Source organism: Oceanobacillus damuensis, from assembly GCF_001618145.1.
Lineage (GTDB): Bacteria > Bacillota > Bacilli > Bacillales > Amphibacillaceae > Oceanobacillus > Oceanobacillus damuensis.
Genome location: NZ_LQNF01000013.1, coordinates 113,036 through 129,999 on the forward strand (window position 1 = coordinate 113,036; position 16,964 = coordinate 129,999).

The following is a 16,964-nucleotide window of genomic DNA, read 5'->3' on the forward strand; positions in this document are numbered from 1 at the left end:
TTTTAGCAATAAGCTTAAAAGCAATAATCGCAAAACAAATCGAATCTGACCCACGATTTCCTTTTGTTAGGAATCAATATTTAGTAAATGATTCAACCTACTGAATCACCACTATCCGCCCTTCTAAACTTGCGTTAATCGTACCTAGCTTGCTTGCATATTGAATCAGCACTTCCGCATCTGTTTGAGCATTAGTGTCGTCTACTAGAATCTCGCTTTCAGCAAACATTGTGTAGCCATCTCCACCATGAAAAATATAATTTGGCATGGCAACGAGATAGTCTTTTTCTAAATCAATGGGTTCATTGTTAATTGTGACAGACTGTACTCTTTCTCCAACTGGAAGATCTGGATTATAGGAATAGTGGATTCCAGATACTTGTAAAAAACCTCTGCCTAAACTTTCTACACGTGAGACACTATTCTCCAATGCAGCCTGAATTGTCTCTCCTTTTACATTAGCAAGAATGACTTTGTTGCCAAAAGGTAAAATCGCGTATGCGTCTCGTAGTGTGAATTCTCCAGTTAGAATACTTGTACGAATTCCTCCACCATTCATTAGTCCAATATCAGCGTTAAAATGATCACGATAACTATCCGCTACAAAGTTACCAATATTGGTTTCCTCGTATCTTGATTCATGATTATCTCCATAATCTAGAGAAGTTTCTACTTGCGCAATCGTTTGGCCTAAATCTTCTTCCAGCTTGTTTTGGTAATAGTCAGTTAAAGCTTTAAATTCTATTTCTTATCTAGCAGAAATGGTCTATCATAGTTTAGCAGTTACATAAACCTGCTTCTAAAAGAAATAACTCACTTCCCTCAAAATAAAGCAAACCTCAATCAGTGGAATATAAAAAGAAATTTCCCCCAATTGAAGTTTTGCTTTTTTGGACTAGTTTTTTGGACTAAATAGTATTTATCTAGCCCAATCTTTTATTTACTTGTCTTCACGAACCATGTTCAATACTCCAGGATTTTGATGTGGTGCTTTTGTATCATTAGCAAACTCTTCTTCTATAATTTCCCACCAACCATACATTTCTAAATACACTAAGTCGAATAGCATAATTCCATGTGTATTATCTTCTACAGCCCGAATCGCTTTTCTGAACTGTTCTGGATCACCTTCATATTGTTGGAGATAGAGGGAACCATATAATGGTGTAGCATAATCTACTGCTTCCATTGCCAGTTGTGCAGATCCTTCGACACTATACCAGTACGGTAAGCCGGAAGCATCCGATTCTTCAGTAGTTACATCATAATAGTAATTACCTGTCATCAGGAAGTCGAGGGATTCAGCATAACCGGTTTTATGATAATCCTCACTTGCCCAATCATACTCGGGCTTGTAATCTTTGCTTGCCCAGTTTACACCTTCATTATAGTAAAGTGGATACCAAGAACCAACATACGTAGTAAACATTAAATCATCGTCATAAGAATGTATGAGACTCTCTGCTTCTTTGAAGAAGGATTGAATATTATGTGCACGGAATTCAATCCATTCTTTATATAACGGACCTTCCATTATTTCTTGATCTGTTCCATCTAATTGGATTTCATAGATGTCTTCTGGCCAATTTGTCACTTCCTGATCAATGTACTCTTCAAATTTCTCACGGCTTAAATCACTAAAATCAGCATGTTCATTCGAATATCTTGCTCTATCAAGCACAATACCATCCAAATCATAGTTGGTGATGAGTTCTTCAATAATACTCAGTTCATAGTTACGAACATCTTCTCGGATAGGGTTCACAAACACCGAATAAGACGGATACTCTGAAGCTGGAATAATACTAGTCTCCGTTTCTTCGTAATTAATTGGATCACCAACTTCTATATTTTCCAATACCCATGTTCTTGCATCCCCATGAGCGGATAACACTACGCCATTTTCGGGAATTTCTAAAGGTTCTCCATTCGTCGATGCTCTGTCTTCTATTTGAGAGACTAAGCCATCAACAACCTGAACTTCCACTCCCCAACGATTGGAAGGAGATACGTCATATTCCTCGGGAGTAAATAAAACTAATTGGTTGCCTCCTCTTTCTGTATTAACCCCGTCTAATGGTAATGTCGCTCCATTTGCAGCTTCTACAATTTGTACTGCTGTATAGAAATGGGATTGCCATTCTGGATGGTCGAAAGCTGGACCATCTTTATACGTGTTGTTTCCTTCTGAGAAAACATTGATATTAGCTAAAACTTCCAGGCCATAGTTATCAGCTTCTTCGAGTACTGTTTCCAGTAAGTCATAGTCAGCCGGAAAGTCACTATAATCGCCAATCTCTGCTGTACTCATATGTGGCGCAATTTCGCTATTATAACCAACAAAACCAGTATAATTCTTCACGTCTAAAACAATGGTGTCAATATTCGCGTTCGCTGTTTTTTCCACAATTGTTGCTACCTTTTCAGGAGTATCTAGATTGTGAATATTTGCTGATAAATCATACCAAAGCACACGGCCTTTCATGTCTTCATTTTTTACCAGATTAGAAAGTACCTTCTCAAGACCTTTGTCGGATGCTGCATGAATCGGAGTTGCTAACGTCAAAAATAGAACAATAGTTAGTAACATACTTAACCACTTTTTCATTATTCATTTCCTCCAGATTTTTTTAATTGACTAGCAACCTATTACATGATGGATTTTTTCTATTTATCTATAGCTGAACAAACGAAACGAGCGAATACATCACCTCCTTAAAAGATGTGAATGAATGGAAATTGGATTAAGTTCCAAGAAGTCACTCCTAAGAAGTAGGAAGGAAAAACTCTAAGGCATGAATTAAATCTCTCCTCCAAAACTTCCATTCATGTTTCTCTTCCTGTTCGGAATATTTCACCAGAGCACCTTTCTTGGCAAACGTTTGGTTTAATTCCTGATTTCGGCTTAAAATATATAACTTTTCATTTGTAACCAAAGAAACATATTCATCCTCATATTTTCCAACGGTTTGATAGATGCGCCATTGCAATTGGTTTAAGCGTTCTATAACTGCAATATCTTTAGAGGTAACAGCCGCCGATTGTAACAAGAGATGGGTCCATCTTTCTGGATTCATTGCTGCTATATTCAAAGAAACATTTGCAGCCAAGGAATCTCCTAGTAACCCCCGGTGGACGATCTTCCTTCCAATAGCAGCTTCTATTTTCGGGAAAAATTCCTCCGTCATAAAGGCGATGTACCCGCTAAAATTTTCTCCTTCATGATGATAGGCATTCCATCTGTCCATCGAATCACCAGGATGAACAAGAATAAAAACGAACTTCCTGGCTATTTCCGGCTGCTTCTTCAATAAATCTTGGTATGCTTTCTCTAATTCTCCAATATCCAAATAATCCTTACCATCCTGGACATATAGAAGATAAGCGTCCTCTGTTACCTCGTCCGCCGTTAAAATGTAGTATTCATAATCCTTTTCCAGGATGTTACTATGAAAGGTTTTCTTCGTTCGATTCAACAAAGCATCTACATCCTTTTTCTTATTAGAATTCCATTTCCTCTGGCCAATGTAACGCTACACCTTTTTCCATTAATATCTGCTGATAAGCTTTTAAGTGCTCCGGGTTGTGTAGAATTTCTTTTGGTTCAAGCTCATTGGTGATAGCGTAAGCAGCTAAATATCCAACGGACTCTCCAATATTCCATTCAGTGGGATGCAGCCGGTAACAACCATTGGTAATTTGTGTCGTTCCGATATTCTTACATGCTGGCAATAAATTTTTCACTCGTACTGGAATCAACGCTCCAAGCGGAATTTCATATGGGTAGCTTGGGATATAAAACGTACGATTGGATACAGTCGTATGATGTAAATCAAGATGATAGCTTCCTACACCAACACTATCCTGATAAGTCCGAATCCCATCCCGTAAATCTTTACTGACATCATTCTCTGTGATCGTATAATGCGCTTTTATTCTGCGCGACTCACGAATATAAGGGTATTTGGCAAGTCCATCCTCCGTTCCTAAAATATCTGCACGTAATCTTAGACCAGGATAGCCTTTGCCACCATCCAGTCTCGGTGCCTCCGTTTGCAACCAATATAAAAGAGATAAACTAAGCTGCTTTGCGTCTTTTATATGCTTTTCTCGTTCTTCTTCTGTAACATCAATAATGGAACCTAGAAAATAATCATTTTGTGGCCAATTAATCAGCGACACATCACCGTCATATACCGATTCCATTAAATGCGCAACGTTAAGAACTCTTCGATAAGTAAAAAGTGCTGGAATATCCTGCTCATTAGGGAGGAGCGTAAATTTCTTCATCGTGGTTGTATCTGCAGAATTCACGGCATACCAACTAAGTAATGGCCACTTCGAATAAGTCGGAATATAACGTTTCCAAAAATCATACTGTTCCGGTTTCTCAATGATAAAATTTCCTTCTTCTATATAATCGACTGCAATAACATGTGTAATAGCCTGTACATCTTTCGAGTCTGCTTGTAAAGGAGCATGTGGCTCTCCGGTTTCCTCCCGGGACTCTGCACCAATCACATATTCCACTCCTGCAAGAGGCAACAGATCCCCGCATTCGGTAGCATCTAGATAGTAGTTTCCAGTAAGCTCTACTAGTTTCCCGCTTAAATTATCCTGAATAACCACTGACTCAATTGCATCTCCTCTTGTTAGGGCGTCGATAGGTTTATGGTTTAATAAAATACGAATCTTTCCACTGTTTACAAAAGGTGCCAGCATATCCTCAAGCACCTGTAAGGCTACTTTTGGTTCATGGGAAAGGTGGCTTACCCACGCATTACCTGGGTTTAAACGTTCTTCCTTCATCGCTTTTTCTGTTAGTGGGTAGTTCAGTTTATAATAATCTCGAACACGATTTCTAAAATCACGATAGGTAGCGGTACAACCGAATTCCTCAATCCAGGGATGCTCATCAGGTGGAACTGCTTGGCTCGTCAATTGCCCACCAATCCAATCGGTTTCCTCCGTGAGAATAACGGATAATCCCATTTTTGCTAATGACAATGCGGCCATACATCCACCAAGACCCCCGCCGACAACAACGACGTCTGCCGCTCCCTTTCTCATCATGACAGTTCCTTCTCTTTCATAGCAGAAACGAATGACTCGGTAATTAACTGTGGTCTTGTAATGGCACTCCCAACTACCACCGCCCACGCTCCTAAATCAAGCATTTTTCGGGCGTCTGCTGATGTGTGAATTTTCCCTTCTGCAATAACTGGGATATCATATGTATGGCTTAATTTCTCGACAAGCTCAAAGTCTGGACCTTGCTTATGTTCTGTTTCCTTCGTATAGCCGGACAGGGTTGAGGAGAGGATGTCCACACCACATGTCATTGCATATGCCGCATCTTCCAAAGTAGCAATGTCCCCCATGACCAATGTGTCACTATTTTGATGAATATATTGGACCAAATCATTCAAAGTTTCCCCATTTGGGCGAGATCTTTTTGTTGCGTCTAATGCGATGACGTCTGGATTTATCGTTAGTAATTCTTTTATTTCTTTTATAGTAGGAGTAATATAAATTTCAGAGTCTTGATAGTCGCGTTTGATAATCGCAATAATAGGCAGATTTGTTTGTTTCTTAATGGCTGCAGCATCTATAACTGAGTTACAGCGAATTGCTTTTGCACCGCCGACTTTGGCAGCTTCTGCCATTTTAGCCATGATGTTCGCCCCATGTAGTGGCTCGTCTTCCAATGCCTGGCAGGATACGATTAATTGTTGATGTATAGTAGAAAGCAATTTGGCATTCCCCATGTTAGCATCTCCTTGTTAAATAGTTTTCGTTTTCAGTTCTATTCCACATTCAAACATTCGATTCCAAGGTGCATAGGTTTGAATTTTTTCAATTTCAAATCCCTTAAAGCTATTCATGATTAATTCACTGTAACGTCTCCGTAAACGCTTATCTCTTTCTTCATTCACAAGGTTCGCTTTATCTTTTAAATCAAAATACGATAGTCCATGTTTGACAACAAAATCCTCCAGCATTTCCATGCGAATTTCCGTTTGGTAAAAATAATCATCAAGCAAATGATAGATTAAGTTTTGTTGAATCACAGCTTGTTCGCCATCCATCCCCATGACTCCTTGGGCAATCGTAGTACCAAGCGTATTACAATTCGTATTCCAGCCTTTATAGGAAAGTAATTTATCTAAAATTCCTGCTTCATCCAAAAGTGTAATAAGCTGAGAATCACCACCATTTGCGTATGCAGAATCAGCTACAATCACTTTTTTTCCTTGCTTTACATAAGAAGCAATCTGATCAACGAAATGTAATAAATTACGAAAGCTAGAATACGTAATATCCTTCTTACTTTGATCCCAAGCTTCTTGCATCAAACGACCTGGTGTATTATAAGCAAGAATGATATCTGCTTCTTCAGCGCGATCAACGAGTTGACAGCCACTAGCTAACACATGTGCCTTGAGACTTTCCGCAAAAGGACGATCCTCATACATTGGGATAATTTGAGGACCAAATGTGCTACTCCAAAACGTATAGATCCTTGGGCGTTTCTGATGAAGTGTGTTATAAATTCGCGCAAGCAGGGTTGCACCAACCTCATCTGCACCTGGATAAATATGAACGTTGTTATAAAGCCTAAGCTGTTCACGCTTTGCAACTACGACGGATTGGTCCCTTGCCGTATAACCATATTCCGAACTATCATCCTGTGGAATAGCAAGAAAGTTAATGACTCCTTCCTGGACTAATTCCAACACAGATTGATTGACTTTTATGTTAAAGCTTCGTCGCTTTTCATAGTCTTCCACATATTGCTTTGGAAGCTTTTGCTGTATTGCTTTAAGTTCAGCTGCTTCGTCATCCGTTAAACCATTAACATTTTGTTTATCTTCCAAGTAGGCATGTAGAAATATTTCTCTCCCCCATTCCTCGTAATACATGGGCTCTTCATCACTAGAGCTATATTTCGGTGTGCGCATAATCATGTTTGACGCATAGATAGGCAGGTCAGGATACTCTTGATGGAAGTCACGTAACCGTTCTATCCATTTATCAGCTGTTTCCTCCAACAAATAATGCATACGCGAAGGGAGCAAACCACCATACACAAGCATATCCACACTTAGAATGAGTGCATCGGCTTCAGAAGCTTCATGCTTTATCCATTGCCATATTCCCTCGGTATCCGCGGGATTTTTTTTAAATCCAAACAGATTCTTAGAGGGTAACAGTAAATCAATATCTTCCGCTGTAGCCGCAATTCTTTCTACCACATGTGTATTACATGGTCGCTCATCAATTGGAATATAGATGATTTTCATTTGCACACCTCTTCTTACATAACTTTCTTCTTATTCAAAGGTTGTATTTCCTTAAAAAACGTATCGAGTAAATAAAATAACGACATTTCACTAATTGAATGGCTGACTTTTCCAACATCATTGCTGGAAGGAATAAAAAAGGTAGTATCCACTCTTTCTGTTATCGGTGAATCCTGCTGACTAGTTATTCCAATTGTAGTTGCGCTACATTTCCTGGCAGTTTCCAGCATTGTTAGTACGTTGGAGTCAAATCCAGAAATACTTAATCCGACTACTAAGCAGTGCTGATCCAATAAGTGAATAGAGCAGTCCATTTGATAGCGATTCGAAAAAACTTCAACAGGTATTTTAAGTTCCATCAATTTATACTTCAGTTGAAGCATTACATATTCCATTTCCTCGGATCCATATAAAATAATGCGTTTCGCAAGACTAAGCTGTGAACCTAATTCTAAAAAATCGATCGATTGGTTTAATGTATCAATTTTGTTCAGGATGTTAATATAATCTTTTTTAATTTCTACTAAGCTAGAATTCTCGGTTTTATCATGTAGTCTTGTTCCAATCGTTGCTTCTTTCGCCATCATACGTAGCTTGTTATAGGAACCAATTTCAAGTTTCTTGCAAAATCTCGTAATCATTGATTCGGATACATCAATTTTGTCCGCCATCTCCGAAATTGTATGATTTGGTACGTCGCTTAAATTCATTGTTACATATTTTGCTATGTTCGCTTCGCCTTTGGTCAATTTATGTTTATTCGATTCAATCATCGTCGTAATCCGATTGAAAGGCTGCATCGATTCCTGTATCAGGAAATGCCGTAATGCACCAACCATACCCGCATCATTTAGATTTCCCGCTATTTCAATTTTTGTTTTATCTAGGAGTGCAGGAATAAGATCCTTCTCTAATTGTTTGATAATCCTAGGGTAAAGATACTCCTTTTGATTCGTTATTCCTCCACCAATTACAATCATTTCTGGATTCATCATATAAGCAACCGTTGCAATTCCCTTTGATAGGTAATAAACAAGCTGATTGATTTCCTTTTTGCAAATCTCATCTCCATTTAACGCTAATTCAAATATTTTCTTACCATTAAGATCCTTCTCTGGAATTCCCTTTTGCTTAGAGACATTTTTTACTAGAGTTTTTGTAGAGGCAAGCTCCTGAAATTGACTTCCTTCAATCGGAATATAACCAATCTCACCACCACTATAGCTATGCCCACTATGCAGCTTATTATCGATAATATAACTGCCACCTATTCCTGTACCAATTGTGAGGCAGAACAAGCTTTTGACATCTTTTCCTTTTCCTATCCATGATTCTGCTAATCCCACACAGTTCACATCATTCTCGACTTCCACCTGTAATTGAAAGTAGGTTTCCAACTCTTTTTTGATTTGCATTCCGGTATACTCCGGGATGAGCGAAGATGCGTATAAAATTTCTCCTTTCTTAGAATCCACCTGTCCAGCCGTACTGATACAGATTCCAGCAATGTGATAAGATTGAAGTAGTTCATTACCAATTTTTTTCACTTTATCGATTACTTCGGTTCCCCCTAAATATGCCTCTGTAGGGACTTCATTTTTATAAAGAATACTGCCATTCTCTTTGAGAATACTATATTTAATTAACGTACCACCTATGTCGAATGCGATAAAATCTCTCATTGTACCACTCCTTACAAACTCGGATCACGTGTTAGTGACCCAGCCAAATTTTAATTGTGTATTTATCCCTTAACTGCTCCATCCGTTTGTCCGGAAATAAAGTATTTTTGTAACCAGATAAAGATTAGCAGACTAGGAATCGTAGTTAAGATCGAAGCGGCACTTATTAGTTTTAAATTTCCTCCATCAAAGTTCTGTGACATTTGTGCTAACGCTATTGATAATGTATACATGCTGCTTTCTGTTGTATTAAGGAGAGGCCATAAGTAATCTCCCCATGTAAAGGTAAACGTATAGATTGCCAGTGAAATTAAGGTCGGTTTCACTAATGGCATAGCAACCTTCCACCATACTTGAAAACGATTGGCTCCATCCAGATAAGCGGATTCTTCCAATTCCTTAGGAACTGTCAAAAATGCTTGACGCATAAAGTATATACCAAATGCAGTAGAAATCTGCAGTACAGCTAAACCTACATAACTGTTTCTTAATCCGAGCTCACCAGCGATTTGGAATAGGGGAGCCATGTATAATTGGAAAGGGACGGTCATCGTTGAGATGATAAGCGTAAGGACAATACTTCTTCCTTTAAAATTTATACGGGCAAGTGCATACCCAGCCATACTACTGAATAATAAGTTAAATGGTACGGCTATTCCGGTTACAATGGCAGTGTTTAGAAGATAGCGTACGAAATCCGTCTTGTAAAATGCATCGGAAAAATTTGCAAATGTTGGCCTAGTAGGTAACAAGCCATCATAAATCCCTTGTGTTGCGGGTTTTAACGAAATAAATAATGTATATAAAAATGGACCCACTGTAATGACACAAATTGCTAGCATGGCAATATATAGGATAACTTTCTTTGCTTGTGCCTTTGCTTTCACTTTCTTTCAGCTCCTTTTTAAGCCTTTAAGTCATCTTCTCGACCACTCGTTAGCTTCATTTGAATGAGAGATCCGATAACGGCTAATACCAATAATACTAACCCAGCGGCAGAAGCAATCGACACATCCAAATTCATGAACTTATCGTAAATATACATAACAAGAGTAGTGGTTGCCCCAGCTGGACCTCCATTGGTTGTGAGGGCTATTTCTTCAAAAACTTTTAACCCGTTAATAATGGTTAGGACAGAAACCAATGTCATGGAAGGAACCATCATTGGCACAGTAATCTTAAAGAATTTTTGCATACTATTCGCACCGTCAATACTTGCTGATTCGTAAACTTGGTTTGGGATAGATTGTAGGTTTGCCAGATACATAATCATATAGTAACCAAGCCCTTTCCAAACGGTAATAAAGGCGACCGCAATAAGTGCAGTTGTTGTATTCGTTAAGAAATTCATGGATGAATCAATAATACCCAGTGTTTCCAAAATGTTGGAGACAGTGCCATTCTGGGAATAGAGCATTTTCCACATTAATGCAGCTACGACAATTGGCGTTACAACGGGTAAATAATAAAGCACCCGAAATGCTCCGACAGCACGTATTTTTTGATTAACTAGCACAGCTAAAATCATGGGAAGAAATATATTTAATGGAAGAACAATGGCAACATATAAGATTGTGTTTACAAAAGCCTTCCAAAACATCTCGTCCGAGAATATTTCTTTAAAATTAGCAAACCCAACAAATTCACTGGTATCCGCTATAATCTTATAATCTAGAAAACTCCAATAAAATGCCTCCATAATGGGTATTACCAAAAACGTTACTAATATCACAATTGATGGAAGTAAGAATAACCAGGGTATAATAGCTGTTGTTAGACTCTTTTTTGAGAAAGGACGTCTACTCATTCGTATCCCCTCCTGAATTTAGAGACTAGCAAGGCTGCTAGTCTCTTCAATTTTTATATTGTGTTAGAATGTTGGCGTTAAACCAGCCTTTTCAAAGGATGCATCCCATTTTTCAGAGATTTCCTGTAATGCTTCTTCAGGAGTCATATCCCCTTGGATATTTTTCACAAAAGCCATTTTAACAATTTCATAAAGCTCAGAAGAATTTTCTACCGGTGGAATCAACACTTTCGAACGTTCAAGTGAAGTCGCAGCTTCTAACATTCCTAACGCTTTAGGTGAATCTCCTGGATTTGTAAAATATTCATCCTCCAGGGATTCATTAGTAGAAGGAAGTACCGTCCCGGCAACTTTCGCAAATTCTAATTGATTTTCAGCATTCGTTACAAATTCCGCTAATGCAACTGCTGCATCGGGGTTATCTGTTTTCGATGGAACAGAGAAATTCATGACAGCTACATTCACTGGTGCGTCAAGATCATTCAACGGTTGACCAGCTTTTGATGCCTCATATACATCTGGTGCCCCAGATTCAAGCGGTCCTAAGAAAGTTACACCACTTTCAAGAAGGGATAAATTATTTGCCATAAATAGTTCTTGTGCAGTAGAGAAAGAGCCCTCTGCATTTTCTTGTGGCATAATACCCTCCTCATACATTTTTTGTGTTAGCGTGAAGAATTCAACGATCTCTTCATTTTCAGCTAATACTGTTTTTCCTTCTTCTACAATCGGATCCCCATTAGCTATGGAAATCATTTTTTCGATTACTGTGTCTCCTTGGTTGATGATTTGGAAGTAAGAAGGATTACCTGTTACATCTGTAATAGCCTTTGCTGTATCATAAATTTCCTGTGTACTTTTAGGTGTTTCCGTAATTCCAGCCTGTTCAAAATGTTCATTATTGTACCAGCTCACCGTAGTTGTTAAATACCAAGGTAAGGCATATAAATTTTCTTCAAAATAACCTGCTTTAAAAGGTCCTTCCAGATATGAATTTTGCACTTCTTCACTTACTAAGTCATCTAACTCTAAAAGCCCACCTTGAGCAGCAATATTAATCATGTAACGTGGTGCTAAGTTAACCACATCTGGGACATCGTCACCAGTTAGTGAAGTAAGTACTTTTTGTTCTATTTCGTTTTGTGGAATATCTTCTATGACGACATCAACATCTGGATGCGTTTCTTCAAATGCTGCTTCTAAATCCGCAAAGTAACTATCGAATGGCTCACCAGACAAAGAGGCAGTCCACATTGTCACTTTCCCTGACAGTTCACCAGATGATCCAGCTTCTGAAGTAGCATTACCTTCATCCTCACCACTGCAAGCCATTAAACCAACTAGAAGTAAAGCAGTAACTAATGTAAATGAAAATTTCTTTTTCATTTCTTTTTTCCTCCCTTTTAATTGTGAAAACGGAAATTACCTCTATATGAAACCGCTTCCTTAATTTAATTGTAATTGTTTGATAATTATATAGCAAGACTTTTTAGAAAAAAATTTTATATTTTATTATAATTCGGAAATTATTTTTATTGAGTGGCTAATTTTAAAACAGTGCTTACCGATTGTTAATTTAGTATCATTAAATAGGTTAGAAAATCGAAGGTACCCACGTATTCCGCTGTAAGAATCAGAAAAAAATGAATTTATTGGACATTAGTGATAGGAGCGAACTATTTTTTATTGTTGAATAGGCCGAAGAGGGAGCATGTGGAACCGCGGGGACAGGAACCCTGGTCCAACTAATACAACGGACCAGGGAGTGATCCTATTTCGACTAGTAGATCAAAACACACCTATATTATACTTGTAACAGATGATAGATGCTGAGTGAGCACTAAACTCATTCTCCACTGTCGAGGTCTGTATATTGAGCAGAGAAACCAGGCACTGCCAACACACTCGCCCTAACCTACAAAAATGGACCACGGTGCCTGTCCCTATGGACCTTCCTCTGGTCCTTCACCGACCAAATTATAATAAATAATTGCACAAACAAATGTAAGTTATGTATAATATGAATAGAATTATAGTAAAATTAAAATAGGCTGAGTACTGTAACACTCAACCCAAGCAACTACATGCCGCATGAAGAGCGGCTGGCCAATTGCATTTGGTGTTTCAATCAAGAAGAAGTAATTACCCTACTCTATGGACCAGAGCGGATGGGTGATTACTTCTTTTTTCTATTGGTGACAACTATAATGACTGTGACAACTGCTGTAAATGTCGCAACTAAGAAAATGCCAAATTGAAACAGCATATCCATTGCGTCATAAGTCACCACGATATATACACCCCCTTTCTTTCAGGGAGTGCCAACCGCCCATCCGCTTTATGCAGCGATGTAATTATTATTTTAGCAATAAGCTTAAAAGCAATAATCGCAAAACAAATCGAATCTGACCCACGATTTCCTTTTGTTAGGAATCAATATTTAGTAAATGATTCAACCTACTGAATCACCACTATCCGCCCTTCTAAACTTGCGTTAATCGTACCTAGCTTGCTTGCATATTGAATCAGCACTTCCGCATCTGTTTGAGCATTGGTGTCGTCTACTAGAATCTCGCTTTCAGCAAACATTGTGTAGCCATCTCCACCATGGAAAATATAATTTGGCATGGCAACGAGGTAGTCTTTTTCTAAATCAATGGGTTCATTGTTAATTGTGACGGACTGCACTCTTTCTCCAACTGGATGATTTGCATTATATGAATAATGGATTCCAGATACTTGTAAAAACCCTCCGCCTAAACTTTCTACACGTGAGACACTATTCTCCAATGCAGCCTGAATTGTTTCTCCTTTTACATTAGCAAGAATGACTTTGTTGCCAAAAGGTAAAATCGCGTATGCGTCCCGTAAAGTGAATTCTCCAGCTGGAATACTTGTACGAATTCCCCCACCATTCATTAGTCCAATATCAGCGTAAAAATGATCACGATAACTATCCGCTACAAAGTTACCAATATTGGTTTCCTCATATCTTGATTCATGATTATCTCCATAATCTAGAGAAGTTTCTACTTGCGCAATCGTTTGGCCTAAATCTTCTTCCAGCTTGTTTTGGTAATAGTCAGCTAACGCTTTTAATTCTGGATTTTCTGGAACGGTGTGATCAACTTCAATAACAGTAGGAACAAGGTTAATATCCTTCGCATGCTTCGTAATATCTAAGCGAATCACGGAACCGATATTTCCTTCTGGTGCTAATATATAATCGTTACCATGCTCGATAATAAAGGACCTGTCCTCTGCTTTTTCTTCTGTAAATACGGCGTCAATTTCTGGTACAGCATCTAGTAATTGTTTGTCCTTCTCAAGAGACTCCTGTGTTAATGCAATAATCACATCAACTTTTTCTTTTCTCTTGATTTGCTCGACAGCTTTTTTAGCTGAAGGAATAATATCCTGCTGAATAACCTTCCCGTCATTTGTGGTCGTATACATGTCATCCGTTAAACCAATTATTCCAATTTTAATACCACGTTGATTGATAATTTGATAGGTTGGCAGATTAGCAAATGAATTACCTTCTGGATCTGTTAAATTCGAAGTAATCCATTGAAATTTTGATGCTTCAACTAACTCCTCTGTCACCTCTGAACCGAAGTCAAAATCGTGCTGCCCAAAATTGGCAATATCAATTCCTATTTGATTAAACACTTCTACAATGGGAAACCCTTTGTATACACCCCCAAAGAGTGTTCCACCACCCAAATCACCACCGAAAGCAACAGCGGTATGTTTATTATCTTCTTTCACACGGTCGATTACCGTTTTAAGTCGAGCGACACCACCACGGTCGCCATACTCGTTTACAACCGGGCTAATTTCGTGGGCATCGTTAAAATATAATATTGTTGCTTTTCTTGGTTCCTTCGCATCAGCAGTACTTGATTGTATAAACCAAGAACACAAAAATAGCGATGCGCATGATAAAATAATCACAAGTTTTTTCATCTCTCATCCTCCAATTTTTCTACGTTATAAATAAGTATAGGTTTTTAATATGTATGGATTATGGACGTGGGGCAAACTTTGTGTAAAAAAAAGCAATACCATTTCACTATAACTTTTGACTTACTATAATACGTAATCCTTTTTTTATTCCTTAAACTAAAAGGTCTATAAGATTAGGAGGCAATCGTAGACTTTAGGTATTTTGTGAAGAGAAGAATCACAAGTAGCACAAATCCGGAAATAATTCGGGAAATGATTGAGGAAGGAAATTAAAGTTGATTTGAATGAACGATTTTAAAGCGAATTCGTGTTTTTTCTTAGTTATAAGAGGGTGAATGATTATTTCATAGAAGGGCGCTATTCTAGATAAGAATTGCGCCCTTAATCTATATTTCGATTAATTTATTTTCGTTTTTACATTCATTTTTCTGACGAGAAAAATGGTTGCCTAGCAAATTCCCACATAAACATTCTGGCCCATGGTTCCTGTCCCCTTGGACCACCCCCTTGGACCACAAAAGGACAGGAACCTTCCCAATAAGTAAGGTTCCTGCCCTAACTTCCACTCAAAAGCAGTGACAATTTTAGTTCATAAACATAAATCACGCTTGATAATTATTATTTTTTCCGAGGTTTACGAAACCCACCAGCAATATCAGCCTGTTTAAATTCCTTCGAATAGTGTACTTCCTGTGCATCTGAAAGCTGTTTGTTTTCTGCTGGTTGATACTGTTGTGACTTATCCATCTGAAACCACCCTTTCCTTTACAAATGGTTACAGTATATGTTTACCCTATTGTTTCAGGATAAAACTTATGAACCATGCCGGGAGAACAGTGGACCGATGGGGACAGGTTCCCTGGTCCAACTATTAAATCAAATTAATAAACACGCTGAAGTGGTGGGGACTGATCTCTTAAGCCCGTAATTATACGGACCGTGGTTCCTTCCGAGGCCATTGAAAAAAGCACCTTTTTTAGGTGCTTTTTTCAGCGGTCTCTTCCTGTCCCCTAGGACCTGTAAATTGGCTGAAATGGACCATGGTTCTGTGGGGCACCCCAAAAGTTAGAGTAAAAAACTAACTTTTGGGGTGTTCTATTATGGTCAAAAAATATAGCGATGATTTAAAGATAAAAGTAGTTAAGGAGTATCAAAATGGATATTTAGGAATTAGAGCTTTAGCTAAGAAGCATGGTATAAAATCAAAATCACAAGTCGGTAGATGGATACAAATATATGAGGATTTTGGTGAAGATGGCTTGAAAAGTACGAAAAAGAAGCAAACTTACTCTGTTCAATTGAAGCTAAATGTATTAAGCTTTATGGAGAGAACAGGTTATTCAGAAACGGAAACAGCCCTTCATTTTGGAATGAAAAATCCTACTATGATAGCTAATTGGAAGAAAGCTTTTCGTAAGGGTGGTGTTGAAGACCTGTGTAAAACGAAAGGATTGCTAGCCATGTCTGATACATCTAAGAATAGAAAAAATAAACAAGTAAAAAAGCAGACAGTTAAAGAAAAAGAAATGACAAACGAACAAAAACTTGAAAGAGAAAATGAACTTCTTCGTTTAGAGGTAGAATACTTAAAAAAGTTGCGAGCTTTTCAGATGGATCCGGAGGGTTATCTAGAAAAGCACAAGCAGCGCTATCATTCGAACTCAAAGAAGAATTCAAATTAAAAGATGTCTTACAAGTAGTTGGCATCCCTGAGTCCTCATACCATTATCATATAAAAATGATGAAGAAGGAAAATCCAGATCAGGACCTAGAGGTACTCATTCAATCCATTTTCAACGAGCATAACGGTAATTATGGTTACCGTCGTATTCATCTAGAATTGAGAAACCGTGGATATAAAGTGAATCATAAGAAGGTTCAACGTATCATGAAGAAACTAGGACTTAAAGGCAAAAAGTTCTGGACAAAAACACGCAAGTATCGTTCCTATAAAGGTACCATCGGGAAGGTTGCCAAAAACCGTATCAATCGTCGGTTTTACACCAATGTACCACTTCAAAAACTAACGACAGATATCACTGAATTTAAATGTACGGACGGAAAATTATATTTAAATCCAATTATGGATATGTTTAATGGTGAAATTATTTCATTTGGAATAAACAGGCGCCCGAATTTGGAACTAGTGATGAAACCTCTAGATGAAACTCTAGAAATCGTTAAAGGATCAAAATACAGAAC

15 protein-coding genes are annotated in these 16,964 nt (G+C 38.1%); 2 read left to right on the top strand and 13 right to left on the bottom strand.

Translation table 11 applies throughout. The annotated features are described in order from the left end of the window. Positions 1-97: 97 nt before the first annotated feature. The 13 genes from A4245_RS10290 to A4245_RS19700 all read right to left on the bottom strand — a co-directional run bounded on the left by A4245_RS10290 (position 98) and on the right by A4245_RS19700 (position 15,509). Positions 98-745: a bifunctional metallophosphatase/5'-nucleotidase gene (locus A4245_RS10290; protein WP_084268761.1), complete on the bottom strand. Its 648-nt coding sequence runs from the start codon at positions 743-745 to the stop codon at positions 98-100. Positions 746-940: 195 nt separating this feature from the next. After that, positions 941-2,608, bottom strand: a complete 1,668-nt coding sequence (locus A4245_RS10295) for an alpha amylase family protein (RefSeq protein WP_067727647.1) — start codon at positions 2,606-2,608, stop codon at positions 941-943. Positions 2,609-2,765: 157 nt separating this feature from the next. After that, positions 2,766-3,479: an alpha/beta hydrolase gene (locus A4245_RS10300; protein ID WP_067727648.1), complete on the bottom strand. Its 714-nt coding sequence runs from the start codon at positions 3,477-3,479 to the stop codon at positions 2,766-2,768. A 22-nt stretch (positions 3,480-3,501) separates the two neighbouring features. Then, on the bottom strand, positions 3,502-5,073 hold the full coding sequence (locus A4245_RS10305) for an FAD-dependent oxidoreductase (RefSeq protein ID WP_067727649.1): 1,572 nt from the start codon (positions 5,071-5,073) through the stop codon (positions 3,502-3,504). Next, the gene (locus A4245_RS10310) at positions 5,070-5,768 is read right to left on the bottom strand and encodes an N-acetylmannosamine-6-phosphate 2-epimerase (RefSeq protein WP_067727650.1); all 699 of its coding nucleotides are present in this window, start codon (positions 5,766-5,768) and stop codon (positions 5,070-5,072) included. Before A4245_RS10310 ends, A4245_RS10305 begins: the two co-directional genes overlap by 4 nt. Before the next feature lie 15 nt (positions 5,769-5,783). Next, complete coding sequence (locus A4245_RS10315; RefSeq protein WP_067727651.1) at positions 5,784-7,304, bottom strand: DUF4127 family protein; 1,521 nt, start codon at positions 7,302-7,304, stop codon at positions 5,784-5,786. A 14-nt stretch (positions 7,305-7,318) separates the two neighbouring features. Next, entirely contained in the window at positions 7,319-8,986 is a 1,668-nt protein-coding gene (locus A4245_RS19695; RefSeq protein ID WP_084268763.1) for an ROK family protein, read from the bottom strand. A 62-nt stretch (positions 8,987-9,048) separates the two neighbouring features. Continuing rightward, positions 9,049-9,873 (bottom strand): carbohydrate ABC transporter permease, encoded by an 825-nt coding sequence (locus tag A4245_RS10325; protein WP_234402394.1) that lies wholly within the window; start codon positions 9,871-9,873, stop codon positions 9,049-9,051. A gap of 17 nt (positions 9,874-9,890) precedes the next feature. Then, positions 9,891-10,793 carry a carbohydrate ABC transporter permease gene (locus A4245_RS10330; protein WP_067727652.1) on the bottom strand — a complete coding sequence of 301 codons (903 nt, stop codon included), beginning with the start codon at positions 10,791-10,793 and terminating at the stop codon, positions 9,891-9,893. Positions 10,794-10,856: 63 nt separating this feature from the next. After that, complete coding sequence (locus tag A4245_RS10335; RefSeq protein WP_067727653.1) at positions 10,857-12,179, bottom strand: ABC transporter substrate-binding protein; 1,323 nt, start codon at positions 12,177-12,179, stop codon at positions 10,857-10,859. 790 nt (positions 12,180-12,969) lie between these two features. Next, positions 12,970-13,083, bottom strand: coding sequence for a putative holin-like toxin (locus A4245_RS20595; RefSeq protein WP_234402395.1), 114 nt, complete (start codon positions 13,081-13,083; stop codon positions 12,970-12,972). Positions 13,084-13,250: 167 nt separating this feature from the next. After that, on the bottom strand, positions 13,251-14,762 hold the full coding sequence (locus A4245_RS10340) for a bifunctional metallophosphatase/5'-nucleotidase (protein ID WP_067727654.1): 1,512 nt from the start codon (positions 14,760-14,762) through the stop codon (positions 13,251-13,253). A 618-nt stretch (positions 14,763-15,380) separates the two neighbouring features. Then, complete coding sequence (locus A4245_RS19700; RefSeq protein WP_084268764.1) at positions 15,381-15,509, bottom strand: YfhE family protein; 129 nt, start codon at positions 15,507-15,509, stop codon at positions 15,381-15,383. Positions 15,510-15,862: 353 nt separating this feature from the next. Between A4245_RS19700 and A4245_RS10345 the strand changes: the two genes are divergently transcribed. Then, complete coding sequence (locus tag A4245_RS10345) at positions 15,863-16,444, top strand: helix-turn-helix domain-containing protein (RefSeq protein WP_067727655.1); 582 nt, start codon at positions 15,863-15,865, stop codon at positions 16,442-16,444. Beyond that, the coding region (locus A4245_RS10350) for an IS3 family transposase (protein ID WP_199860672.1) at positions 16,345-16,964 on the top strand (620 nt) is incomplete at its 3' end. The genes A4245_RS10345 and A4245_RS10350, both read left to right, overlap by 100 nt.

Excerpts from the sequence above, each read along its gene's own strand:
- A4245_RS10305 (WP_067727649.1), bottom strand. The coding sequence starts at position 5,073 with ATGATGAGAAAGGGAGCGGCAGACGTCGTTGTTGTCGGCGGGGGTCTT.
- A4245_RS19695 (WP_084268763.1), bottom strand. The coding sequence starts at position 8,986 with ATGAGAGATTTTATCGCATTCGACATAGGTGGTACGTTAATTAAATAT.
- A4245_RS10295 (WP_067727647.1), bottom strand. The coding sequence starts at position 2,608 with ATGAAAAAGTGGTTAAGTATGTTACTAACTATTGTTCTATTTTTGACG.
- A4245_RS10315 (WP_067727651.1), bottom strand. The coding sequence starts at position 7,304 with ATGAAAATCATCTATATTCCAATTGATGAGCGACCATGTAATACACAT.
- A4245_RS10345 (WP_067727655.1), top strand. The coding sequence starts at position 15,863 with ATGGTCAAAAAATATAGCGATGATTTAAAGATAAAAGTAGTTAAGGAG.
- A4245_RS10310 (WP_067727650.1), bottom strand. The coding sequence starts at position 5,768 with ATGGGGAATGCCAAATTGCTTTCTACTATACATCAACAATTAATCGTA.
- A4245_RS10330 (WP_067727652.1), bottom strand. The coding sequence starts at position 10,793 with ATGAGTAGACGTCCTTTCTCAAAAAAGAGTCTAACAACAGCTATTATA.
- A4245_RS10335 (WP_067727653.1), bottom strand. The coding sequence starts at position 12,179 with ATGAAAAAGAAATTTTCATTTACATTAGTTACTGCTTTACTTCTAGTT.
- A4245_RS19700 (WP_084268764.1), bottom strand. The coding sequence starts at position 15,509 with ATGGATAAGTCACAACAGTATCAACCAGCAGAAAACAAACAGCTTTCA.
- A4245_RS10340 (WP_067727654.1), bottom strand. The coding sequence starts at position 14,762 with ATGAAAAAACTTGTGATTATTTTATCATGCGCATCGCTATTTTTGTGT.